General features: G+C 71.3%; 21 protein-coding genes. 8 read left to right on the top strand and 13 right to left on the bottom strand.

Annotated features, from left to right (window positions below; translation table 11 throughout):
* The first annotated feature begins 79 nt into the window (after window positions 1-79).
* On the top strand, window positions 80-1,240 hold the full coding sequence (locus H531_RS0101620) for an LCP family protein (protein ID WP_022797620.1): 1,161 nt from the start codon (window positions 80-82) through the stop codon (window positions 1,238-1,240).
* On the opposite strand, the gene H531_RS0101615 is transcribed toward H531_RS0101620, so the two are convergent.
* Window positions 1,237-2,175: an FTR1 family protein gene (locus tag H531_RS0101615; RefSeq protein WP_022797619.1), complete on the bottom strand. Its 939-nt coding sequence runs from the start codon at window positions 2,173-2,175 to the stop codon at window positions 1,237-1,239. The two genes, H531_RS0101620 and H531_RS0101615, sit on opposite strands and share 4 nt — an antisense overlap.
* Window positions 2,176-2,295: 120 nt before the next feature.
* On the opposite strand from H531_RS0101615, the gene H531_RS0101610 reads away from it, so the two are divergent.
* Window positions 2,296-3,330, top strand: a complete 1,035-nt coding sequence (locus H531_RS0101610) for a YncE family protein (RefSeq protein ID WP_022797618.1) — start codon at window positions 2,296-2,298, stop codon at window positions 3,328-3,330.
* Window positions 3,331-3,418: 88 nt separating this feature from the next.
* Here the strand turns inward: H531_RS0101610 and H531_RS0101605 are convergent, their stop codons facing one another.
* From H531_RS0101605 to H531_RS14665, 9 genes are all read right to left on the bottom strand, one after another.
* Complete coding sequence (locus H531_RS0101605; RefSeq protein WP_022797617.1) at window positions 3,419-4,381, bottom strand: amino acid ABC transporter permease; 963 nt, start codon at window positions 4,379-4,381, stop codon at window positions 3,419-3,421.
* Window positions 4,378-5,481, bottom strand: coding sequence for an amino acid ABC transporter permease (locus H531_RS12660; protein ID WP_022797616.1), 1,104 nt, complete (start codon window positions 5,479-5,481; stop codon window positions 4,378-4,380). The genes H531_RS0101605 and H531_RS12660 overlap by 4 nt, the downstream gene beginning before the upstream one ends.
* A gap of 7 nt (window positions 5,482-5,488) precedes the next feature.
* Complete coding sequence (locus H531_RS0101595) at window positions 5,489-6,514, bottom strand: amino acid ABC transporter substrate-binding protein (RefSeq protein ID WP_022797615.1); 1,026 nt, start codon at window positions 6,512-6,514, stop codon at window positions 5,489-5,491.
* A 104-nt stretch (window positions 6,515-6,618) separates the two neighbouring features.
* Window positions 6,619-7,416: an ABC transporter permease gene (locus H531_RS0101590; protein ID WP_022797614.1), complete on the bottom strand. Its 798-nt coding sequence runs from the start codon at window positions 7,414-7,416 to the stop codon at window positions 6,619-6,621.
* On the bottom strand, window positions 7,409-8,344 hold the full coding sequence (locus tag H531_RS0101585; protein WP_022797613.1) for an ABC transporter permease: 936 nt from the start codon (window positions 8,342-8,344) through the stop codon (window positions 7,409-7,411). The genes H531_RS0101590 and H531_RS0101585 overlap by 8 nt, the downstream gene beginning before the upstream one ends.
* On the bottom strand, window positions 8,345-9,823 hold the full coding sequence (locus tag H531_RS0101580; RefSeq protein ID WP_022797612.1) for an ABC transporter substrate-binding protein: 1,479 nt from the start codon (window positions 9,821-9,823) through the stop codon (window positions 8,345-8,347).
* 52 nt (window positions 9,824-9,875) lie between these two features.
* Window positions 9,876-11,033 (bottom strand): M20 family metallopeptidase, encoded by a 1,158-nt coding sequence (locus tag H531_RS0101575; RefSeq protein ID WP_028490590.1) that lies wholly within the window; start codon window positions 11,031-11,033, stop codon window positions 9,876-9,878.
* 5 nt (window positions 11,034-11,038) lie between these two features.
* Window positions 11,039-11,833: an SDR family NAD(P)-dependent oxidoreductase gene (locus tag H531_RS0101570; protein ID WP_022797610.1), complete on the bottom strand. Its 795-nt coding sequence runs from the start codon at window positions 11,831-11,833 to the stop codon at window positions 11,039-11,041.
* Window positions 11,834-11,884: 51 nt separating this feature from the next.
* A complete protein-coding gene (locus tag H531_RS14665; protein WP_028490589.1) occupies window positions 11,885-12,211 on the bottom strand; it encodes a hypothetical protein in 327 nt (108 codons plus the stop codon).
* Between the two features lie 65 nt (window positions 12,212-12,276).
* Between H531_RS14665 and H531_RS12655 the strand changes: the two genes are divergently transcribed.
* The 6 genes from H531_RS12655 (at window position 12,277) to H531_RS12650 (ending at window position 18,498) form a co-directional block, all read left to right on the top strand.
* Complete coding sequence (locus tag H531_RS12655; RefSeq protein WP_022797608.1) at window positions 12,277-12,756, top strand: SRPBCC family protein; 480 nt, start codon at window positions 12,277-12,279, stop codon at window positions 12,754-12,756.
* A complete protein-coding gene (locus H531_RS0101555; protein WP_022797607.1) occupies window positions 12,716-13,198 on the top strand; it encodes a (2Fe-2S)-binding protein in 483 nt (160 codons plus the stop codon). The genes H531_RS12655 and H531_RS0101555 overlap by 41 nt, the downstream gene beginning before the upstream one ends.
* A 15-nt stretch (window positions 13,199-13,213) precedes the next feature.
* Window positions 13,214-15,571 carry a xanthine dehydrogenase family protein molybdopterin-binding subunit gene (locus H531_RS0101550; protein ID WP_022797606.1) on the top strand — a complete coding sequence of 786 codons (2,358 nt, stop codon included), beginning with the start codon at window positions 13,214-13,216 and terminating at the stop codon, window positions 15,569-15,571.
* Window positions 15,572-15,581: 10 nt separating this feature from the next.
* The gene (locus H531_RS0101545; RefSeq protein ID WP_022797605.1) at window positions 15,582-16,406 is read left to right on the top strand and encodes an FAD binding domain-containing protein; all 825 of its coding nucleotides are present in this window, start codon (window positions 15,582-15,584) and stop codon (window positions 16,404-16,406) included.
* Window positions 16,407-16,445: 39 nt separating this feature from the next.
* On the top strand, window positions 16,446-17,336 hold the full coding sequence (locus H531_RS0101540; protein ID WP_022797604.1) for an AAA family ATPase: 891 nt from the start codon (window positions 16,446-16,448) through the stop codon (window positions 17,334-17,336).
* A gap of 88 nt (window positions 17,337-17,424) precedes the next feature.
* Window positions 17,425-18,498 carry a vWA domain-containing protein gene (locus H531_RS12650; protein WP_169562193.1) on the top strand — a complete coding sequence of 358 codons (1,074 nt, stop codon included), beginning with the start codon at window positions 17,425-17,427 and terminating at the stop codon, window positions 18,496-18,498.
* Here H531_RS12650 and H531_RS13600 read toward each other — a convergent pair.
* The 3 genes from H531_RS13600 to H531_RS0101520 form a co-directional block, all read right to left on the bottom strand.
* Window positions 18,482-19,246 carry a nucleotidyltransferase family protein gene (locus tag H531_RS13600; RefSeq protein WP_028490587.1) on the bottom strand — a complete coding sequence of 255 codons (765 nt, stop codon included), beginning with the start codon at window positions 19,244-19,246 and terminating at the stop codon, window positions 18,482-18,484. The two genes, H531_RS12650 and H531_RS13600, sit on opposite strands and share 17 nt — an antisense overlap.
* On the bottom strand, window positions 19,246-20,310 hold the full coding sequence (locus H531_RS0101525) for an XdhC family protein (protein WP_022797602.1): 1,065 nt from the start codon (window positions 20,308-20,310) through the stop codon (window positions 19,246-19,248). Before H531_RS0101525 ends, H531_RS13600 begins: the two co-directional genes overlap by 1 nt.
* A 142-nt stretch (window positions 20,311-20,452) precedes the next feature.
* Window positions 20,453-21,838, bottom strand: coding sequence for a leucyl aminopeptidase (locus tag H531_RS0101520; RefSeq protein ID WP_022797601.1), 1,386 nt, complete (start codon window positions 21,836-21,838; stop codon window positions 20,453-20,455).
* Window positions 21,839-21,873 lie beyond the last annotated feature (35 nt).

Below are 21,873 nucleotides of genomic sequence, written 5' to 3'. Positions count from 1 at the left end.
TACACGAAGGAATCGCTTAAAACCTGGCCCCTGGGCCCAGCCCGGGGTATACTCCCCTGGGCTCCGGAGGGGCCCTACCGTGCGGCGGCGGGCGGCGTTCGCGCTTTTGGCGATGCTCGTGGGAGTTGGGACGGGGCTTTGGCTCGCCCCGAAACCGCTTCCCCTGAAGGCTCCCCTGGAGGCGGCCAGGGGGTTTTCCGGGGGGCTTGCGGCCTCCCTCACCCTCCTGGTGATGGGCGAGGACATTACCTACGCGGGCCCCGCCACCCCAAGCTACGGGTGGAACGGCAACACCGACACCATGATCCTCGTCCGCCTAGACCCTGAAGCTGGGCGCGTGGTCCTCCTTTCCCTTCCCCGGGACACCTACGCCCTCATCCCCGGAAGGGGCTACGGCAAGCTGAACAGCGCTAACCCCCTCGGGGGGCCGGAGCTAGCGCGGCGCACCGTGGAGGGCTTGCTCGGGGTGCGGATCGACCGGTACGTCCTGGTCAACCTCTTCGCCGTGGAACAGGCGGTGGACCTCCTCGGAGGGGTAAGGGTTTACATCCCAGAGCGCATGGACTACGAGGACCGGGCCGCTGGGCTGAAGATCCATTTTGCCCCCGGGTGGCATCGGCTTACGGGCAAGGAAGCGGCGGCCTACCTCCGCTTCCGCCATGATGCCCTAGGGGATATCGGCCGGGTCCAAAGGCAGCAGGCCTTCCTTCTGGCCCTGCTGGAGGAGGTCAAGGACCCCCGGACCTGGGCCCGCCTGCCCGAGCTCTGGTCCGCCCTCTCGGAAAACGTCCGGACCGACCTGCGGCCCGAGGAGGTGGGGGCGGTGGCTCGCTTCCTTCAGGAGCGGCCCAAGGTCCTGGGCCTCCTCCTGCCCGGGCGCTTTTGGAACCTTCGGGGCGTTTCCTACTGGCGCATGGACCCCGAGGGGGCCAACGCTCTGGTCCGCGCCTACTTCCTGAACCAGGAGGAAGGGCCGGGCCTCGAGGGGCCGGTGCGCGTGGCCGTGCGGGGCCCCGGGGCCGAAAGGGTGGCCGCAAGGCTCAGGAGCCTCGGCCTTAGGGCCTTTGCCGAGGCCTACCAGGTGGAGCCCGCCCAGCGGACCTGTCTCCTCTCCAACGGGGACCTGCCCGGGGCCAAGGCCCTGGCCGAGCGCCTCGGGGTCCTTTGCGTGGCGGTCCAGGGAACGGGAAGCCCCTTCGCCGACTACACCCTGGTCCTGGGGCCGGAGGGGCTACCCTAGCGGCCGGCGGGCTTCCCCAGGGCCCGGCCCCGCGCGAAAAGGTAGCTCCCGAGGACCAGGGCCGCCGCCAGACCCTGGGCCAGGAGGGTTTCCCGGGTGGGGAAGAGGGCGAACCAAACCCCCATCCAGTCCGGGACGGCCAGGGGAAGGGGGGTGGTGGGCAGCCAGTGGGCGAGCTGCATCTCCTGGGCCTCTTCCCCCACCATGACCACCAGCACGAGCCCGATGAGGGCCCCGGTGACCACCAGCATGCGCTTGAAGGGCAGTTTCCGCTGGAGGGCGAAGGTGAAGAGGGCCACGGCCAGGGTCAGGGCCAGGCCCAGGAGGGCCCCGTAGAGGACCGCCCCCTCCCCCACCTTGAGCCGGATGGTCTGGAGGAAGAGGGCCACCTCAAACCCCTCCCGGTAGACGGCGCTGAAGCCGAGAAGCCATAGCCCCCTCTCGGCTCCCTGGGCGAGAAGGGCCTGCTTCCTTTGGTTGTGCAGGCTGATCCAGCCGGTCCAGTAGACCCGGTGAAAGAACCAGTTCATCACCAGAAGGAGCACCGCCACCGCCAAAAGGCCCGTGGCCGCCTGGACCTGGAGCTCGGAGAAGCTGGCCTCGGCCATCCCCACCGCCCGCACGAGAAGAAGGTAGGTGAGGAGGGAGACCCCGAGGGCCAGGCCCGCTCCGGCCAGCAAGGGGCGGAAGGCGGCGCTCCGCTGCCTTAGGAGCCCGGCGGCCAAGGCGGCCAGGACGAGCACGGCCTCGAGGCCCTCCCGGAAGATGAGGATGGCGGTGTCCATCACCTTGGCGGCCAAGGCGGCGTGGAGGGGCCCCCGGACGGCCAGATGGCGGTACAGGAAGGCGGAGAGGAGAAAGAAGCCCAAGGCCCAGGCCAGGGCCCGGAAAAGCCCGTCGTGATCGCGGAAGCGGCGCAGGGCAAAGCGCAGCATGCCCGCAGGGTATCCCGGCGGGGCAGAAAAGTCAAGTATTTCGCTCGGATTAGTTATATTTGCAACCGAGAAGCGTTCGCGCTTCAGCTTCCATTCAGCAAGCCCCGCCAGCATGGTCCCATGCGCTGGAGCCTTCTCCTCCTCGGCCTCCTCCCCGGGGCCATGGCCCAGGGCCTCTACGCCCACACCCAGGCCGGCCTCCTGGCCCCGGCGGTGCAGGGGGTGCCCGAACGCGTCTACGTCCCCAACGAGAAGAGCCACACGGTCACGGTCATTGACCCTAAGACCTACCGGATCCTCACCACCTTCCCCGTCCCCTCCTATCCCGAGCACGTGGTCCCGAGCTGGGACCTGAAGACCCTCTATGTGGCCAGCGAGGGAGGGAACGCCTTGGTGCCCATTGACCCCAAGACGGGCCGTCCGGGGCGGCCCATTCCCGTGGCCGACCCCTACAACCTGTACTTCACCCCCGATGGGGCCCACGCCCTGGTGGTGGCGGAGAACCGCCGGGAGCTCCGCTACCACGACCCGAGGACCTTCCGGCTCCAGGCCAGGCTCAAGGTGCCCTGCCGGGGGGTGAACCACCTGGACTTCAGCGAGGACGGGCGGTATTTCCTCGCCGCTTGCGAGTGGAGCGGGGACCTCCTCAAGGTCAGGACCGAGCCCTTAGGCCTCCTGGGGAAGCTCCACGTGGGAGGTATGCCCCAGGACGTGCGCCTTGCGGACGACGGCCGGACCTTCTACGTGGCCGAGGGGCACCGGGGCGGGGTCCTGCGGGTGGACGGGGAAGCCCTGAGGCTTCTGGGGTTCACCCCCACGGGCCGGGGGGCCCACGGCCTGTACCCGAGCCGCGACGGGAAGAGGTTTTACGTCTCCAACCGGGACGAGGGCTCGGTTTCGGTGCTGGACATGGCCACGGGCCGGAGCCTGGCCAAGTGGCGGATCCCGGGCGGGGGCAGCCCGGACATGGGCGGGGTGTCCGCCGACGGGAAGACCCTCTGGCTCTCCGGCCGGTACCACAAGGAGGTCTACGTCTGGGACACGGCCACCGGCAAGCTCCTCAAGAGGATCCCGGTGGGGGATCACCCCCACGGACTGGCCTACTTTCCCCAGCCGGGCCGCTACGCCTTGGGCCATACGGGGAACTACCGCTAGGCCGCTTCGGGCACCCCATGGGGGCCCGGTAGAAAGTCCTCGCGAGGTTTTTGGAGCCTAGGAGCGCAGGAACCCAAAGCAAGGGGTATCACCTCACCCCCAGGCCGAGGCCCCGCTCCAGAAGCCTTCCCAGGTAGGAAAAGCTCCCGCTCACCAGGAGGTAGACCAGGGCCAAAAAGAGGTAGACCTCCCGCTCCAGGCCCACGTTCTGGGGGTTGGCCAAAACGGCCCGGGCCACTCCCATGAGGTCCAGTAGGCCGATGAGGGCCACCAGGGAGGTGTCCTTGAAGAGGGCGATGTACTGGCCCACCAAAGCCGGCACCACCGCCCTCAGGGCCTGGGGAAGGATGACGTAGCGCACCGCTTGAAAAGGGGTAAGCCCCAGGCTGAAGGCCGCCTCCCACTGCCCCTTGGGCACGGCCTGCAACCCTCCCCGCACGTTCTCCGCCAGGTAGGCGGCGGCGAAGAGGGTGAAGGCCACCAGGGCCCGCACCACCTGGGGAAGGCGGAGGCCCTCCGGTAGGAAAAGGGGCACGGTCACGAAGGCCAGGAAGAGGAGGGAGACCAGGGGAACCCCGCGCACCCCCTCTATGAAGGCGATGGCAAGGAGGCGCAAAACGGGAAGGCGGGCCTGCCGCCCGAAGGCCAGGGCCACCCCCAGGGGGAAGGCGAGGAGCATGGCCGCCCCGGAGAGCAGGAAGGAGAGAAGGAGGCCCCCCCAGAGGGTGGGGGGCCAGGGCAGGAGGAGGAGGCTTCCCAGAAGCCCTAGGAGGAAGAGGAGGCGGGGCCTTGGCACCCGGACCACCTGGAGGCCTCCCAGCCACCCGAGAAGCGCTAAGGCGAGGGAACCCAGGAAACCCAGCACCTGGGGCAGGCGCTCCTGCGGCAGCTGGCCCACGAAGAAGTAGGGGAGGTTCTCCCCCACCACCCGCCACTCCGCCCTTAGGCCCCAGAGGAGAAGGGCTTGGCCCAACCAGCCCAGGAAGGCCAGGAGGAGGAGGGAGACCAGGGCGTTGCCCGGGGTCCCGAAGAGGGCCTTGAGGAGCCTCATAGCCGCCACCTCAGGGCCACGCGCCGGTTATAGGTGTTGACGACGGCGCTGATGCTGAGGCTTAGGGTCAGGTACACGGCCATGACCAGGAGGATGGCCTCGAGGCTCCGGCCCGACTGGTTGGCCACGGTGCTGTACACGGAGAAGAGGTCCGGGTAGCCCACCGCCACCCCCAGGGAGGTGTTCTTGGCCAGGTTCAGGTACTGGTTGGCGAGGGGCGGGACGGCGATGCGCACCGCCTGGGGCAGGACGATGAGGCGGAAGGCGTCCCGGCCCTCGAGGCCCAGGGCGTAGGCCGCCTCCCACTGCCCCTTGGGCACCGCCAGGATGGCCCCGCGGAACACCTCCGCAATGAAGGCCGCGGTGTAGACCACCAGGCCGAAGAGGAGGGCGGCGAACTCCGGGGAGAGGAGAAGGCCACCCCGCGTGCCAAAGGTTCCCCTCTCTGGGGCGCTATAGACGAGGGGAGGGCCCAAAAGCGCCCAACCCAGGAGGAGGCCCAGGGCCAGCGCCCCCCAGGCCCAAAGCGGCCGTTGCCTCAAGAGGAACCAGGCCAGGAGCCCGAGGGCCAGCCCCCAGGCCCCGCCCCCCAGGCCCACCTGGGGCAGGACGAGCCCCCGCTGGGAAAGGATCACCCCGCCCCAGGAAAGGGCCTTTTCCCAGGGGGGCAGCTTGAGGAGCACGGCAAAGTACCAGACGAAGAGCTGCAGGAGCAGGGGGGTGTTCCGGATGGCCTCCACGTAGCCCATGGCCAAGGCCCGGGCCAGGGGGTTCGCGGAGAGGCGGCCCGCGGCCACGAGGAGGCCGAGGATCGTGGCCACTACGATGCCCAGCAACGCCACCTTCACCGTGTTAAGGAAGCCGGCCACGAGGGCCTGGAGGTAGGTGTCCGAGGGGTAGAAGGGGCGCAGTCCCTCCCCGGGGGCGTAGGTCAGGCCCTCGCTCAGGCTAAACCCCGCCTCCTGGGAGAGGAAGGCGAAGCTGAAGGGGATGCCCTGGGCGGCCATGCGGGACCGGGCCTCGGCCAGGAGGAGGAGGAGGCCCCAGGCCACGAGGCCCAGGACCAGACCCTGGAGGAGGAGGTCGCGCAGGCGGGGCATCGGGGGCTTAGCGGAAGGGCGGGCTGTACATGAGGCCCCCGTACCGCTGGAGGGCGTTTAGGGTGCCGGTGCGGGGGATGTAGAAGGGGCTTTTGGCCCCGAAGAAGCGGTCGTAGATCTCCCCGTAGTTGCCCACGGCCCGGATCACCCGCACCACGAAGTCCCGGGGCAGGCCCAGGTCCTGGCCCAAGGTGCCCTCGAGGCCCAGGAAGCGCCGGATCTCGGGCACCTCACTCTTGAGGAACTGCTCCAGGTTCTTCTGGGTGATGCCGTACTCCTCCGCCTGGATGGTGGCGTAGACGATCCAGCTCAAGGCATCGCGCCAGCGGGAGTCGTTCTCCCGCACGAAGCCCGCCAGGGGCTCTTTGGAGATGGTCTCCTTCAGGATGACGAGCTCCTCGGGTTTGGGGGCGGTGGCCCGGTACCCCACCAGCTGGGACTTGTCGGCGGTAAAGGCGTCGCAACGCCCCTGGAGGAAGGCGTTCATCACCTTGGCCCCGTCCTCAAAGGTGAGGACCTTGGCACCCCGCCACCTCTGGGTCCGAATGTAGTCGGTGATGTTCTTCTCGTTGGTGGTGCCCTGGGTGGTGCAGAAGGTGGCGTCCTGGAGCTCCCGGAGGCTGTTGGCCCGGCCCTTCTTCACCATGACCCCCTGGCCGTCGTAGAAGGTGACGGGCAGGAAGTCCACGCCTAAGGCACCGTCCCGGTTGGCGGTGACCGTGGTGTTGCGGAAGGCCACGTCCACCTCCCCGTTCTGCACCGCCTGGAACCGGACCCGGGCGTCCAGGGGCACGTAGTCCACCTTGTCGGGATCCCCGAAGAGGGCCGCGGCCACCGCCCGGCAGAACTCCACGTCAAAGCCGGTGTACTTACCCGTCTTCTGGTCCAGGAAGCCGAACCCCGGGAGGACGGCGTTCACCCCGCAGACGAGCCGCCCCCGTCCCTTGACCACGTCCAGCCGGGACTGCTGGGCCAGCGCTCCGGTAAGCCCCAAAAGCACCAGGATCAAGCCCAAAAGCCACTTGCGGTTCATATCCCCCCCTTTGTCGCGCCGATTGTACCGGCTGCCCCGGCAGGCGTCAACCGCGGGGAGGGTCAGCGAGGCTCCCTCGGGCATGCCCGCCCCGAGCCACAGGCCTAGCGCCTGGGGTCCAGCAGGTCCCGGAGGCCGTCCCCCAGGAGGTTGAAGCCGAGGACCGCCAGGGAGAGGGCGAGGCCCGGGACCAGGGCGGGGTAGGGGGAGAGGGGGAGGAAGCTTTGCGCCTCGCGGAGCATCCGGCCAAGGCTCGGATCGGGGGGCTGGACCCCCAGGCCCAGGTAGGCCAGGGCCGCCTCGGCCAGGAGGGCGGCGGCGAAGGCCAGGCTCGCCTGGACCAAAAGGGGCCCCAGGAGGTTGGGGAGGAGGTGGTGGAGGAGGACCCGGGTGGGGGTGGCCCCAAGGGCCAGGGCCGCCTCCACGAAGGGGGCCGCCTTGAGGCTCAGGGCCCCCGCCCGGGCCACCCGGAAGAAGGCGGGGACCATGGCGAGGCCCACGGCCAGCATGCTGCTCCCCGCGCCCGGCCCCATAAGCGCGGCGAAGAGGAGGGCCAGGAGGAGGGCGGGAAGGGCGTAGAGGGTCTCGGTGAGGAGGTTCAGGGCGCCGTCCCACCCCTTTCCCAGGTACCCCGCCAAAAGCCCCAGGGGCACCCCCAGGAAGAACCCCACGCTCACCGCGATCCCGCCCACCAGGAGGGCGTTTTTGGCCCCGTGAAGGAGGCGGGCGAGGAGGTCGCGGCCGAAGGGGTCGGTGCCCAGGGGGTGGCTGGGGGAGGGGGGGCTTAGGCGCCGGAGGAAGTCCGGGGCGTTGGGGTCCACGGGGTAGAGGAAGGAGGCGAGGGCCAGGGCCAGGAAGAGGCCCACGAGGGCCGTGCCCAGGAAGAGGCTTGGGCTACGCATACTCCACCCTGGGGTCCAGAAGGCCGTAGAGGAGGTCCACCGCCAGGTTGAAGAGGACGATGAGGCCCGCCAGGACCAGGACAAGCCCCTGCAGGAGGGGGTAGTCGCGGGCCTCGAGGGCGGTGAGGGCGAGGCTGCCGAGCCCAGGCAGGGCGAAGACCGCCTCCACCACCACCGCCCCCGTGAGGAGAAACCCCCCCTCGAGGCCCAAGACGGTGACCAGGGGGAGGCTTGCGGGCCTCAGGGCGTGCTTGAGGAGGACCCACCCCTCCGGTACCCCCTTGGCCCGGGCGGTGCGGATGTAGTCCTGGGAGAGGACCTCGAGGAGGCTTCCCCGGGCCATGCGGAAGAGGATCGCCGCCCGGGCCAGGGCCAGGGTGAGGCCAGGGAGGAGGAGGTGACGGAAGGCCTCCCCGGGGTCCTCCCACCCCGGGAACCCGCCCGCCGGAAGGAGGGGGAGGTGGACGGCGAGGGCGTAGAGGAGGACCACCCCCAGGAAAAAGGTGGGGAGGGACTGGAGGAGGCCCATGAAGCCGCTCAGGGCGAGATCTAAGGTCTGGGAGCGCACGGCGAGGAGGGCGAGGGGGAGGGCGAGGAGGAGCGCCCCCCCAAGCCCGAGGAGGACGAGGGCGAGGGTGAGGGGGAGCCGCTCCGCCGCAAGCGCCCGCACCGGCCTCCCGTAGCGGATGGACTCGCCGAGGTCCAGGCGCAGGAGGCCCGAAAGCCAGAGCCCGTAGCGCTCCAGGGGCGGCCGGTCCAGGCCCAGGGAGCGCTCGAGGGCGGCGCGGGCCTCAGGGGAGGCCTCGAGGCCCAGGATGGCCTGCACCGGGTCGCCCGGCAGGAGGAGGAGCAGGGCGAAGGCCAGGGTGCCCGCAAGCCACCACGTGGCCAGGGCCAGGAGGAGGCGCCTAAAGGCGTAGGCCGCCATCTACCGCGCCAGGTAGACCCGGGTCACGTTGAGGCTCGGGGTGGGCTGGTTGGGCCACCAGCCCATGACCTCCTTGCGCATGGCCGCCAGGTAGGGGGCGTTCATCACCCAGAGGTTGACGGCGTCCTGGGCTAAAAGCCTTTGCATCTCCTTCATCAGCTCGCAGGCCTTGTCGGGATCGGGGGTGCGGAGGTAGCGGGCGTAGAGCTCCCGGAAGCGGGGGGAGTCGTAGCGGAAGTAGTAGCCCGGGTTGGCGTAGATGCCGATGTCGTGGGGTTCCGAGTGGCCGATGATGGTCATCTGGTAGTCCGCGCCCCTAAAGACCCGGGAGAGCCAGGTGGCCCACTCCACCACCTCCAGCCGGGCCTGCACCCCGATCTGGGCGAGCTGGGCGGCGATGGCCTCCCCAAGCCGCCTCTCGTAGGGGTAGGGAGCGGCCAGGGTGAAGGTGAAGCGCAAGGGGTTACCCGGCCCGTAGCCCGCCTCCTGGAGGAGGGCTTTGGCCTTGGCCGGGTCGTAGGGGTAAAGCCCCGAGAGGTCCACGTAGCAGCGCTCCCCGGGGGAGCGGTGGCTGCCGATGGGGGTGCCGTAGCCCAGCATCACCCCCTCCACCAGGGCCTTCTTGTCCACGGCGTGCTGGATGGCCCGGCGCACCCTTAGGTCGTTGAAGGGGGGCCGGCTGTTGTTCATCCCGGCGGTGATCTCCGTGGTGGTGAACCCGGAGACCACCTTGAAGTTGGGGTCCTTTTGCAGGACCAGGGCGTTCTCCGGGCTCACCCCGAGGCCGATGACCTGGATGTCCCCGGCCCTTAGGGCGGCGAGCTGGGCGTTCTGGTCGGGGAGGAAGCGGAAGAAGACCCGGTCCAGGTAGGGGAGGCCGGGCTCGTAGTAGCCGTCAAAGCGCTCCAGCCGCACCCCCACCCCCCGCTCCCAGGCGGCGAAGCGGAAAGGCCCGGTGCCGATGGGCTGGGTCTTCTGCTCCTCCACCCGACCTTTAGGCCCGATCACCGAGTCCGGGCGGGCCAGGTTGAAGAGGAAGTCCTGGTCGGGCTGGCGGAGGCGGAAGACCACGGTATAGGGGTCCTTGGCCTCCACGGCGGCGATGTCCCGGTAGTACTCCGGGTGGGTGTGGCCGGACCTGGGGTCCTTGGCCCGCTGGAACTTGAAGAGGACGTCCTCGGCGGTGAAGGGGCTCCCGTTGTGGAAGCGCACGCCCTTGCGGAGGTAAAAGGTCCAGGTAAGGCTGGAGGGGCTCCCCTGCCACCGCTCGGCCAGGGCGGGGACGATCTCCCCCTTCTCGTTGAACTTCACCAGGCCCTGGAGGACGTTGTCGTAGAGCATCCGGGCGATCTCCTGGCTGGTGGAGGCCGTGGGGTCCAGCACCGGGGGCTCGGCCAAGACGGCCACCTTAAGCTCCCCGCCCCGGGTCTGGGCCAGGGCCAGGCCCAAAAGCCACACGAAACCGATCCAGTGCCGCATCTGCCCCTCCTCTTCCGTGCACCCTACCACGCCGTGGAAGCGTGGAAAGGCCCTAGCTCACAAAAAGGACCGCCAGGGCCGCGTAGACCCGGGCGGCCTGGACCACCTCCTCCAGGTCCACCCACTCGTCCACCTGGTGGGGCAGGGTCTTCTGCCCCGGCCCCAGGACCACCACGGGAAGCCCCGCCCAGGCCCGGAGGAAGGTGCCGTCCGTGGCCCCGGGCACCCCCCCGTGCCGCACGGGAAGGCCGAGGAGCCTTAGGGCCTCCTCCGCCGCCCGGACCAGGGGGTCCTCCTTGGGGGTCTCCACGGGGGGGCGGTCCTCCAGGACCTCCACCCCTACCCCGGCGAGGGCGGCGAGCTCCTCCACCAGATGGGCGTGGTCCACCCCCGGGGTGGTGCGCACGTCCAGGGCCACCTCGGCTTCGGCGGGGATGACGTTGAGCTGACCCTCCCCCGCCGTGGCCAGGAGGCGGGTGGGGGTGAGGTAGGGGGGGCCCAGGTAGGGGTGGGGGAAGCGCTCCTGCAGGCGCCTTTCCACCTCCTTTAGCTCCAGGACGAAGCGGGCCGCCTTGGGGATGGGGTTCTCCCCGGCGTAGGGCATGGCCCCATGGGCCATCCGCCCGGGGAAGCGAAGGCGGAGGCGGAGGGCCCCCTTCTGGACGAGGCAGACCTCCATCTCCTCGGGCTCGGCCACCACAGCCCCCTGGAAGCCCCGGGCGAGGCCCGCCTTCACGAAGGCCTTCACCCCAAGCATCAGGCCTTCCTCGTCGGCGAGGGCGGCAAGGCGCAAGGGGCGGGGGAGCTTTCCCAGGGCCCGCTTTACCGCGAGCAAAGCCCCCACCAGGGCGGCGAGGCCCCCCTTCATGTCGCAGGCCCCCCGGCCGAAAAGCCTTCCCCCCTCCACCACCCCGGCGTAGGGCGGGTAGCGCCAGAGGGCCTCGTCCCCCGGGGTGACCACGTCCGTGTGCCCCTCGAGGAGGAGGCCTCCCTCCCCCTCGCCCAGGTCCACCACCAGGTTGGGCCGCCCCGGGGCCGCCTCCTGGCGGAAGGGCCTGAGGCCGCGCTCCTTGAGGAAGGCCTCGAGGAAGGCCACCACCCCCTCCTCTCCGGGCCCCGGGTGGTGGCTCGGGATCCGCACCAGGGCCTTAAGGAGGTCCACCACCTCCTTCTCCTCCACCGCCTCTGCCGCCAGAAGGGCCCGTTCCACGGGGTTCAAAGGGGCGGGGTGAAGCGGCCGTCCACCGCCGTCCAGCCGCCGTCCACCAGGAAGAGGGTCCCGGTGATGTAGCTTGCGGCGGGGGAGGCCAGGAAGACCACGGCCATGGCCACCTCCTCGGGCCTGCCCCAGCGCAGGAGGGCGGTCTTCTCCGCGTAGGCCCGGTACCAGGCTGGGTGGGCCCGGATGGGGGCGGTGAGGGGGGTCTCTATGGGCCCGGGGGCCACGGCGTTCGCCCGCACCCCGTGGGGCCCAAGCTCTGCGGCCAGGGCGCGGACGATCTGGAGGATCCCCGCCTTGGTGGCGGCGTAGACCCCCTGGCCGGGCTCCACCACCAGGGCCCGGATGGAGGCCAGGGCGATGAGGCTCCCCCCACCCCCCTCCCGCATGGCCCTCCCCCCCGCCCGGAGGAGGCGGAAGGTGGCCTTGAGGTTCAGGTCCACCACCCGGTCCACCTCCTCGTCGGTGTAGTCCAGGAGGGGCTTGCGGACGTTGATGGCCGGGGTGACCACCAGGACGTCCAACCGGCCCAAGCGTTCCAGGGCAAAGCCCACCGCCCGCTCCCCGGCGTCGGGCTTGGCCACGTCCAGCGCAAGGGCCTCCGCCTCCCCCCCCGCCTCGCGGAGGGCCTTGAGGGCGGCCTCGAGGCCCCCCTCGTCCCGGTCGGCCAGGAGGACCCTGGCCCCGAAGGCGGCGAGGGCCTCCGCCGAGGCCCGGCCGATCCCCGAGGCCGCCCCCACCACCAAAGCTCCCCGGCCCGAGAGGTCCAGCATCGCGCGGTAGTTTGCCATCTGCCCCCACCTTACCGGAAGCCTCCGGCGGCCGCAAGGGGCGTCCGGGTCCTATCCGGGGTTTGCCCGGGCCCAGGCCAGGACCTCGGGGAGGGGGAGGCGGTCCGCCCCGTGGGCCCGGACCACCCGGAGCTCCTCATCCAGGAGAAACTCTGCGGGCATGCGGAAGAGCTCCCCGTCCACCGCGCCCAGGATCCGCCAGTCCAGGGGGAGGAGGGTTCTGAGCCTCTCTCCCACCTCCCCCAGCCGCTCAGGGATGGACCAGACGGCCAGGGGATCCGGCCCCTCCCCCAGCTCGTCCAGCCGCTCCCCAGCCCTACGCCCGGGAGGGTCCCCTTGGATGCGGGACGCCCTCCTGGTTTGTACCCCAGCCCACATTGTCCCGCCCGGCCTTGACCGCAGGGGCGAAACCAGGGTTAGAATCGGAGGCAAGGGCGAAGGCCATGCATCTGCAAGGGGAGAAGACCCTACCGTTCGGGCGCGAGGCCCTCTTCCAGGCCCTGGAGGACCCCGAGGTCCTCGTGAGGGCGGTGCCCGGGGCCAAGGAGCTGGTCCCCGAGGGGGAGGGGCGGTACCGGGCCGTGTTGGAGCTCGCCCTGGGGCCCCTGCGGGGCCGCTTCCAGGGTTGGGTGCGGGTCAAGGACCGCAGGCCTCCCGAGGGGCTCACCCTGGGCCTGGAGGTGCAGAGCCCCCTGGGCCGGGCCGAGGGGGAGGGGCGGGTGGAGCTCCTCCCCGAGGGGGAGGCCACCCGGGTGCGCTACGAGGGGGAGGCCCGGCTCATGGGCACCCTGGCGGGGCTTGGGGGGCGGCTCCTCCAGGGGGCGGCCCAGGGTCTGGCCGAGCAGTTCTTCCGCAACCTGGAGGCGGAGCTAGGGAGGCGGTATGGAAAGGGTGCCGATCCAAGTCAGGGTGAACGGGGTTGAGTACCGGCACGAGGTGGAGCCCAGGACCCTCCTGGTCCACTACCTCCGGGAGACGCTGGGCCTCACCGGGACCCACGTGGGCTGCGACACCTCCCAGTGCGGGGCCTGCACCGTCCTTTTGGACGGGAAGGCGGTGAAGAGCTGCACCGTCTTCGCCGTCCAGGCGGACGGCCTCGAGGTCCTCACCGTGGAGGGCCTGTCCCACAACGGCCTCCACCCCATCCAGGAGGGGTTCCGGGAGAAGCACGGCCTCCAGTGCGGCTTCTGCACCCCGGGGATGGTCATGGCGGCCTACGCCCTCCTCCAGGAGCACCCGAACCCCACGGAGGAGGAGATCCGCCACTACCTCGAGGGCAACCTCTGCCGCTGCACGGGCTACCAGGGCATCGTGGAGGCCATCCGCTGGGCCGCGGAGCGGATGGCGGCCCAGGCGGCGGACTAGGGGAGGTGAGGGCCTATGGCCTATATCGGTCAGGCGGTGAAGCGGAAGGAGGACTACCGGTTCCTCACCGGACGGGGTACCTACACGGACGACCTCGTCCTCCCGGGGATGGTGCACGCGGCCTTTGTGCGCTCCCCTTACGCCCACGCCCGCATCCGGGCCGTCCGCACCGAGGCCGCCCTTAAGGCCCCCGGGGTCCTGGCCGTCCTCACGGGGGAGGACCTGGCCCAGGAAGGGGTCAGGCCCATGCCCGTGGGCTGGCTCCTCCCCACCCTCAAGATCCCCCCTCGGCCCGTGGTGGCCAAGGACGAGGTCCACCACGTGGGGGAGGTGGTGGCGGTGGTGGTGGCGGAGACCCGGGCCCAGGCCGAGGACGCCGCCCTCCTGGTGGAGGTGGACTACGAGCCCCTGCCTGCGGTGGCGGACATGCGGAAGGCCCTGGCCCCCGGGGCCCCCGAGCTCCACCCCGGGGCTCCGGGAAACGTGGCCTTCACCTGGGAGATCGGGGACGAGAAGGCGGTGGAGGAGGCCTTCGCCAAGGCCCACCGGGTGGTGCGCCTGGAGCTTCGGAACCAGCGCCTCATCGCCAACGCCATTGAGCCCCGGGCCTCCCTCGCCGACTACCACCCGGGCACGGGGGAGTACACCCTCTACACCACGAGCCAGAACCCTCACGTCCACCGCCTCATGCACGCGGCCTTCATCCTGGGCATCCCCGAGCACAAGCTCCGGGTGGTGGCCCCCGACGTGGGCGGGGGGTTCGGCAGCAAGATCTACCCTTATCCCGAGGAGGCGGCCCTCCTGGTGGCGGCGAGGCGCCTGGGGCGCCCGGTGAAGTGGGCGGCCCGGCGCTCCGAGAGCTTCCAGATGGACGCCCAAGGCCGGGACCACGAGACCGAGGCCGAGATGGCCCTGGACGCCGAAGGCCGCGTCCTCGGGCTCAGGGTGAGGACCCTCGCCAACATGGGGGCCTACCTCTCCCTCTTCGCCCCGGCGGTGCCCACCTACCTCTACGGCACCCTCCTCTCCGGCCAGTACAGGATCCCGGCCATCCACTGCCGCGTCACGGGGGTCTTCACCAACACCACCCCCGTGGACGCCTACCGGGGGGCGGGCCGGCCCGAGGCCTGCTACCTGATTGAGCGCCTCATGGACGTGGCCGCGGCCGAGCTCGGGATGGACCCGGCCGAGCTCCGCCGCCGGAACTTCATCCCCAAGGACGCCTTCCCCTACCCCACCCCCGTCGCCCTGGTCTACGACTCGGGCGACTACGAGCGGGCCCTGGACCGGGCCTTAGAGCTCGTGGGCTATAGGGCCTTGCGCCAGGAGCAGGAGGCCCTGCGGAAAGAGGGGCGCTACATCGGCATCGGCCTCGCCTGCTACATTGAGGCCTGCGGCATCGCCCCCTCCAAGGTGGTGGGGCAGCTTGGGGCCCAGGCGGGGCTTTGGGAGAGCGCCCTGGTGCGGGTGGCCCCCACGGGCAAGGTGGAGGTCTACACCGGCACCCACAGCCACGGCCAGGGCCACGAGACCGCCTTCAGCCAGGTGGTGGCCGACCTTCTGGGCCTTCCCCTGGAGGATGTGGAGATCATCCATGGGGACACCGCCCGCATCCCCTTCGGCATGGGCACCTATGGCTCCAGGAGCGCCCCCGTGGGGGCCTCGGCCATCGTCAGGGCGGTGGAGAAGGTGCTGGACAAGGCGAGGCGCATCGCCGCCCACCTCCTGGAGGTGGCCCCCGAGGACCTGGAGTACCAGGAGGGGCGCTTCCAGGTCAAGGGGGTGCCGGGGAAGGCCAAGAGCTTCCAGGAGATCGCCCTTCAGGCCTACCTGGCCCACAACCTCCCCGAGGGGATGGAGCCCGGCCTCGAGGCCACCGCCTTCTTTGACCCCCAGAACTTCGTCTTCCCCTTTGGGACCCATGTGGCCGTGGTGGAGGTCTTCCCCGAGACCGGGGAGGTCAAGCTCCTCCGCTACGTGGCCGTGGACGACTGCGGCCACCAGATCAACCCCCTCCTGGTGAAGGGCCAGGTGGAGGGGGGCGTGGTCCAGGGCATCGGCCAGGCCCTCTTTGAGGAGGCCGTCTACGACGAAAACGGCCAGCTTCTCACCTCCAGCTACATGGAGTACGCCATGCCCAAGGCCCCGTACCTCCCCGCCATTGAGCACGACGCCACCGTGACCCCCTCCCCGGTGAACCCCCTGGGGGTCAAGGGGGTGGGGGAGGCGGGCACCATCGCCGCCACCCCGGCGGTGGCCAACGCGGTGATGGACGCCCTTAGGCCCTTCGGCATCCGCCACCTGGACCTCCCCCTCACCCCAGAGAAGATCTGGCGCGCCCTCCGGGACAAGGCTCCCGTGGCCGCCGACTAGGAGGCCAGCCATGTATCCCGCAAGCTTCCGCTACGCCCGTCCCCGGAACCTGGACGAGGCCCTCAGGCTTTTGGAGGAGAACCCCGAGGCCAAGCTCCTCGCGGGGGGGCACTCCCTCATCCCGGCCATGAAGCTCCGCCTCGCCACCCCCGCCCTCCTCGTGGACATCGGCCGCCTTGCCGAGCTCAAGGGGATCCGCGAGGAGGGGGAGGTCTACTTCGTGGGGGCCCTCACCACCCACGCCGAGATCGCCCGCTCCTCCCTTCCCCTCCTCCCCCTGGTGGCCCGGGTGATCGGCGACCCCATGGTGCGCAACCTGGGCACCATCGGGGGGAGCCTGGCCCATGCCGACCCCGCGGCAGACTACCCCGCCGCCATCCTGGCCCTGGAGGCCGAGCTCCGGGCCCGGGGGCCCCAGGGCGAGCGCCGGATCCCCGCCCGGGACTTCTTCCAGGGTATGTTCCAGACCGCCCTCGGCCCCACGGAGATCCTCCTCGGCCTCGAGGTGCCGAGGCTTCCCGGCTACCGCTTCGCCTACGAGAAGTTCCCCCACCCCGCCTCGGGCTACGCGGTGGTGGGGGTGGCGGCCGCGGTCCTCAAGGAGGGGGAGGCCCTCAAGGACGTGCGCCTTGCGGCCACCGGGGCCGCCTACGCCCCTTTCCGCCTCGAGGGAGTGGAGGCGGCCCTGAGGCAGGGGATGGGCCCCAAGGAGGCCACCCAGGGCTACACGCCCCCCGTCCCCTTGGCCGAGGACCGCTTCGCCAGCGCCGAGTACCGCCTCCACCTCCTCCGGGTCCTGGCCCGGCGGGCCCTGGAGCGCGCCTTAGGCGGGTGAGGGCGCTTTTCCTAGGCTTGGGGTGCTACCCTTAACCCCATGGACCCCAAGCCCGCCTTCTCCCCCGAAAGCCCGGCGGCGGTGGCCGCCCTCCTGGAGAGGGGGCGGTACATCGCCGAGGAGGGCCTGAGCGTCGCCCTCTTTCTGGCCCTCCGCCTGGGGCGTCCCCTCCTCCTCGAGGGGGAGCCCGGGGTGGGGAAGACGGAGGTGGCCCGGGTCCTGGCGGAGGGCCTGGGCGTGCCCCTGGTCCGCCTCCAGTGCTACGAGGGCCTGGAGCTGGAGCAGGCCCTCTACGAGTGGGACCACGCCCGGCAGCTTCTGGAGATCCGCCTCCTGGAGTCCATCGGGGAAAAGGACCCGGCCCGCCTCCGGGCCAGCGTCTACCGGGAGGAGTTCCTCCTGAAAAGGCCCGTGCTGGAGGCCCTGGAGCTCGGGGAGGCCGTCCTCCTCATTGACGAGGTGGACCGCACGGACGAGGCCTTTGAGGCCTTCCTCCTGGAGGTCCTCTCCGACTTTCAGGTCACGGTGCCCGAGCTCGGCACCCTAAAGGCCAGGGCCCGGCCCTTCGTCCTCCTCACCTCCAACCGCACCCGGGAGCTCCACGACGCCCTGAGGCGGCGGTGCGTCTACTACTGGATTGACTACCCCTCCCTGGAGAAGGAGCTCAGGATCGTGCGGGCCCGCCTCCCCGAGCTCCCCGAGGCCCTGGCCCGCAGGGTGGTGGCCCTGGTGCAGCGGGTGCGGGGCCTGGGCCTCCTCAAGCCCCCGGGGGTGGCGGAGACCCTGGACCTCGCCGCCGCCCTCCTCGCCCTGGGGGCGGAGGACCTGACGCCCGGGGTCCTGGAGCCCGCCCTCGGGGCTCTCCTCAAGGCCAGGGAGGACGTGGAGCGGGTGCGGGGGGCCCTGGCGGAGCTTCTCCCTCTCCTCTGATCCCACCCCATGCGGGCCTTGGTGGAAAGTCCCCGCGAGGTTTTTGCCAGGAGTGCAGGAACCAAAAGCAAAGGCTAGGGAGGCGATGATGGAAGAGGCTCTCCTCCGGGGACTTCTCGGCTTCCTGGAGGCCCTGCGGGCCGAGGGGGTCCGGCCGGGCCAGGGCCAGATCCAGGCCTGGCTCCAGGGCCTCCTCCTCGTTCCCTGGGAAGGGGAGGCCTTCTACCTAGCCTCCCGGGCCTTGCTCCTGGGGCGCAAGGAGGACTACCCCGCCTTTGACCGGGCCTTCCGCCGCTACTTCGGCCTCCTTAGGCCCAAGGCCCTCCCCCACCAGGTGGCCCAGGGGAGCCTCCCCGTCCTGGGCCCGGGGGAGGCGGAGGGGGAAGGGGTCCTGAGGGGGGCCTACAGCCCTCTGGAGCGCCTCCTCAGGCGCCCCCTCGAGGCCCTCGCCCCGGGGGAGGCCCTCCTCCTCTCCCGCTTCCTCCTGGCCCTGGCCTTTCCCCCGCCCCGGCGGCCCGTGCGAAGGCGGCGCCGGGGCGGGGCGGGGGAAAGGCTCTCCCTCCCCGCTACCCTGCGCCGGGCCCTGAGGACGGGAGGGGAGGTCCTGGACCCCCGCTTCCTGAAGCCCCGGCGTCAGCCCTACCGCTACTACGTCCTCCTGGACGTCTCGGGCTCCATGGCCCCCTACGCCCGGGCCCTCTTCCTCCTCCTGCAGGCCCTGAAAGGCCGGGGCTTCCCCCTCGAGGCCTTCGCCTTCGGCACCCGCCTCACCCGCATCTCCCCCCTCCTTCCCCTCCCCCCGGGCGAGGCCCTGCCGGGGCTTGGCCGCCTGGCCGAGGACTTCGCCGGGGGGACGCGGCTTGGCGAGAGCCTCAGGGCCTTCCTCGAGGCCGAGGGCCGAAGGCTTGGCCGGCGGAGCCTCCTCTTTGTCCTGAGCGACGGCCTGGACCAAGGGGACCCCGAGGAGGTGGCCCGGGCCCTGAGGGCGTTGCGGCGGAGGGTGCGCCGGATCTACTGGCTCAACCCCCTGGCGGGCCTCCCCGGCTACGCCCCCCTGGCCCGGGGGATGCAGGCCGCCCTGCCCTACCTGGACGCCCTGCTCCCCGCGGGCACGGGGGAGGAGCTGTTGGCCTTCCTCCGCCGCCTCAGAGGCCTTCCCTGAGGAGGGTGGCCGCTCCCCGGGCCAGGAGGCGGAGGGCCTCCCGCTCCGCCAGCAGGGGACCGGCGTAGGCCCCGGGGCGGCCGTAGAGGAGGAGGGCGGGCCCCAGGCGAAAGAGGGGGGGCCGCCGGAGGAGGGCGGGGTAGGGGGGGCCCTTGGGGGGAAGGGGAGGGTAGGGGAGGGACCAGCCCAGGGCCTCCACGAGCCGCCGGTAGTCGGCCCAGGTGTCCACGTCCAGGCTCCAAGGGCCCGGCCCCAGCTCCACCACCCGGGCCCCCAGGGCCAGGAGGAGGCCCTTGGCCCCCCGGTCCCCCTCGAGCCCGAGCGCCTCCCGCCGGGCCCTCGTCCCCAGGATGGCGGGGCTTAGGGCCTCCCCCTTGAGCCCCGAAAGCACCCCGGGCTCGCGGAAGGCCTCGAGGAGGGCCCCGAGCTCCGCCGCTCCCACCCCCGCTTGGTCCCCGGGGAGGACGAGGACCGGTCCCTCGGGGAGGGCCTTGAGCCCGGCCTTAAGGCTTTCGGCCAGGCCAAGGTGCCACCGCCGGGCCCGGACGAGGCGCACCCCTCTGAGCCCCGAGAGGGCCCGGCGGTGGAGGAGGGCCTCCCGCCCCAGGACCACCGCCACCTCCCCGGGCAGGTTCTGCCTCAGGAGGCGGGCCAGGCGCAGGAGGAGGGTGCCCTCCGGGGCAGGGAGGAGGAGCTTGGGGGCCCCCATGCGGCTTGCCCCCCCGGCGGCGAGGAGGAGGCCGTGCACTACTTGTGCACCTTCCCCGGCCGGGCCCTCAGGAAGCCCCCCTCGTACCCGCGGGAAACGGCCAGGACCTCGCCCAGGATGGAAAGGGCCACCTCCTCCGGCCCCTCGGCCCCCAGGTCCAGGCCCACGGGGTTGTGGATGCGGGCCATGGCCTCCGGCCCGAAGCGGAAGCCCTCGGCCTCCAGGGCGTCTTTGAGCTTGGCGAAGCGCTCCCGCGGCCCCAGGACGCCGATGTAGGGGGCCTGGGAGCGCAGGGCGTAGGCCAGGGTCTTGCGGTCCCGCTCCAGGTGGTGGTTCATGATGACGGCGTAGCTCCTCGGGCCCAGAAGCCCCTCGGGAAGGCCCTCGGGGTGGGCCAGGACCAGGCGGCAACCGGGGAAGTTTCCCTCGTGGACGTAAGCCGACCGGGGGTCCACCACGGTGACCTTGAGGCCATAGCGCCGGGCCAGCTCGGCTAGGGGGATGGCGTCGTGCCCGCCCCCGAAGAGGACGAGCTCCAGGGGCGGGGCGTGGGGGTCCAGGAAGACCTCGGCCCCTGCCACCTCCAGGAGCCAGGCCCGGGGGGTTTGGGCCTGAAGGAGGGCTTCCCCGTGGGCCCTCACCTGGGCCTCCAGCGCCTCCGGCTCCACCCTCCCCTCCCAGCGCCCCTCGCGGTAGAGGAGGCGCCCTTTCCCGCCGGAGAGGACGGTGGCCAGGAGGCTGGGGGACTCCTCCTCTAGGCCCTCCAGGAAGGCCTTCAGGAGGGGGTCGGAGAGGGGCTCCAGGTAGACCTCCACGCTCCCCCCGCACCCGAGGCCGAGCCCCCAGACGGTGTCCTCCTCCAGGTCGTAGGCCACCCGGAGGGGTTCACCCGTCCTCAGGACCTCCAGGGCCCGCTGGGCCACGTCGGGCTCGAGGCAGCCGCCGGAGAGGCTGCAGACCGTGGTGGCGTCGGGGAGGACGAGCATCTTGGCCCCCTCCCGCCGGTAGGCCGAGCCCCTGACCCGGATGAGGGTAGCCAGGACGGCTTGGCCCTGGGCCTGGGAGAGGGCCTGGAGCAGGCGTTGCACCTCGGCTGGGCTCATGGGCGCTCACCGTCCAGTATACCCCAGTGGCCGGGCCCGCCCCCCACCTTTCCGGGCGGGGTTCCTACCCTTGGCTTTTGGTTCCTGTGCTCCTAGCGAAAACCTCGCGGGGAGTTTCTACCGGGGCCCCCATGGGGTGGGATCAGAGGGCCTGGGCCACCTCGAGGAGGGTGCGCACGCCGAAGCCCGTCCCCCCCTCCGGGCCCAGGGCGTGGGCCTTCTTGGCGAAGGCGGGGCCGGCGATGTCCAGGTGGACGAGGGGCACCTTCACGAACTCCGAAAGGAAGAGGGCGGCGGTGATGGCCCCGCCGTTTCGGTCCCCCACGTTCTTCAGGTCGGCCACGGGGCTTTTCAGCTTCTCCCGGTAGGCCCTCTCCAGGGGCATGGGCCAGACCTTCTCCCCCGCCCTCTGCGCCGCCTCCCGCACCGTCTCCCCCCAGGCCCCGTCCGTGGCGAAGAGGGCGGCCACCTCCTCCCCCAGGGCCACCACGGCCGCTCCCGTGAGGGTGGAGAGCTCCAGGATGCGCTCGGCCCCCTCCCGTTGAGCGTAGGCCAGGGCGTCCGCTAGGGTGAGGCGCCCCTCGGCGTCGGTGTTCATCACCTCCACGGTCTTGCCGGAAAGGGTCTTGAGCACGTCCCCCACCCGGTAGGCCCGCCCGGAGATCAGGTTCTCACAGGCGGCGATGTAGCCCCTTAGCTCCACGGGAAGGCCCAGGAGGGCCGCGGCCTTGAAGGCCCCCAGGACGGCCGCCGCCCCCGCCATGTCCCCCTTCATGGTGGCCATGCCCTCCGTGGGCTTCAAGGAGTAGCCCCCGGAGTCAAAGGTGAGGCCCTTGCCCACCAGGTCCAGCCGGGCCCTCGCCCCTTCTTGGGCGTAGCGGAGCTTGAGGAAGCGGGGCGGGTTCTCCGAGCCCTGGGCCACGGCGAGGAAGGCCCCCATGCCGAGCTCCTTGATGGCCTTCTCGTCCAGCACCTCCACCTCCACGCCCAAGGCGCGAAGCTCCAGGGCCCGCTCCGCCAGGGCCTCCGGGGTGAGGAGGTTTGGGGGCTCGTTCACCAGGTCCCGGGCAAAATAGACCCCTTCCGCCACCTTCCCCGCCCGCGCAAGAAGCTCCTCGGGGACGCCCGGGAGGTGGAGGGTGAGGGCCTTCGCCTCCTTCTCCGTCTTGTGCCGGTCAAAGCGGTAGGCCCCGAGGAGGAGCCCCTCGGCCAGGGGGTAGGCCTCCTCCAGGGGCTCCACCAGGGCCTCGGGGAAGGCGAGCCGGAGGAGGGCCTGGGCGAGCTTCCCCCCGCTTTCGCGGGCGTCCTCCAGGAGGCCGAAGAGGAGGACAGCGCCCTCCTCCGTGTGGAGGAGGAGGCTCTCCCCCGCCTTAAGCCCCACCCCGGCCAGGGCCCGCCGCAAAAGCCCCCCGAGGCGGGCGTCCAGGGCCTCGCCCTGGGGGAGGAGGGCACCTTCCTTGACCCAGGCTACCTTGAGGGGGGCCTGTCCGTCGGCCAGGCCGGTCGTGGCGCGCTTCAGGGTAATCACGTCCCACGTTTTACCACGGGGGCGTGGCAGAATGG

The organism is Thermus islandicus DSM 21543, from assembly GCF_000421625.1.
Taxonomy (GTDB): Bacteria; Deinococcota; Deinococci; order Deinococcales; family Thermaceae; genus Thermus; species Thermus islandicus.
This window is presented reverse-complemented; position numbering and strand designations above follow the sequence as displayed.

Coding starts and splice junctions, on each gene's coding strand:
- H531_RS0101615 (WP_022797619.1), bottom strand. CDS start 2,175: ATGCTGCGCTTTGCCCTGCGCCGCTTCCGCGATCACGACGGGCTTTTC.
- H531_RS0101610 (WP_022797618.1), top strand. CDS start 2,296: ATGCGCTGGAGCCTTCTCCTCCTCGGCCTCCTCCCCGGGGCCATGGCC.
- H531_RS0101605 (WP_022797617.1), bottom strand. CDS start 4,381: ATGAGGCTCCTCAAGGCCCTCTTCGGGACCCCGGGCAACGCCCTGGTC.
- H531_RS12660 (WP_022797616.1), bottom strand. CDS start 5,481: ATGCCCCGCCTGCGCGACCTCCTCCTCCAGGGTCTGGTCCTGGGCCTC.
- H531_RS0101595 (WP_022797615.1), bottom strand. CDS start 6,514: ATGAACCGCAAGTGGCTTTTGGGCTTGATCCTGGTGCTTTTGGGGCTT.
- H531_RS0101590 (WP_022797614.1), bottom strand. CDS start 7,416: ATGCGTAGCCCAAGCCTCTTCCTGGGCACGGCCCTCGTGGGCCTCTTC.
- H531_RS0101585 (WP_022797613.1), bottom strand. CDS start 8,344: ATGGCGGCCTACGCCTTTAGGCGCCTCCTCCTGGCCCTGGCCACGTGG.
- H531_RS0101580 (WP_022797612.1), bottom strand. CDS start 9,823: ATGCGGCACTGGATCGGTTTCGTGTGGCTTTTGGGCCTGGCCCTGGCC.
- H531_RS0101570 (WP_022797610.1), bottom strand. CDS start 11,833: ATGGCAAACTACCGCGCGATGCTGGACCTCTCGGGCCGGGGAGCTTTG.
- H531_RS14665 (WP_028490589.1), bottom strand. CDS start 12,211: ATGTGGGCTGGGGTACAAACCAGGAGGGCGTCCCGCATCCAAGGGGAC.
- H531_RS12655 (WP_022797608.1), top strand. CDS start 12,277: ATGCATCTGCAAGGGGAGAAGACCCTACCGTTCGGGCGCGAGGCCCTC.
- H531_RS0101555 (WP_022797607.1), top strand. CDS start 12,716: ATGGAAAGGGTGCCGATCCAAGTCAGGGTGAACGGGGTTGAGTACCGG.
- H531_RS0101550 (WP_022797606.1), top strand. CDS start 13,214: ATGGCCTATATCGGTCAGGCGGTGAAGCGGAAGGAGGACTACCGGTTC.
- H531_RS0101545 (WP_022797605.1), top strand. CDS start 15,582: ATGTATCCCGCAAGCTTCCGCTACGCCCGTCCCCGGAACCTGGACGAG.
- H531_RS0101540 (WP_022797604.1), top strand. CDS start 16,446: ATGGACCCCAAGCCCGCCTTCTCCCCCGAAAGCCCGGCGGCGGTGGCC.
- H531_RS12650 (WP_169562193.1), top strand. CDS start 17,425: ATGGAAGAGGCTCTCCTCCGGGGACTTCTCGGCTTCCTGGAGGCCCTG.
- H531_RS0101525 (WP_022797602.1), bottom strand. CDS start 20,310: ATGAGCCCAGCCGAGGTGCAACGCCTGCTCCAGGCCCTCTCCCAGGCC.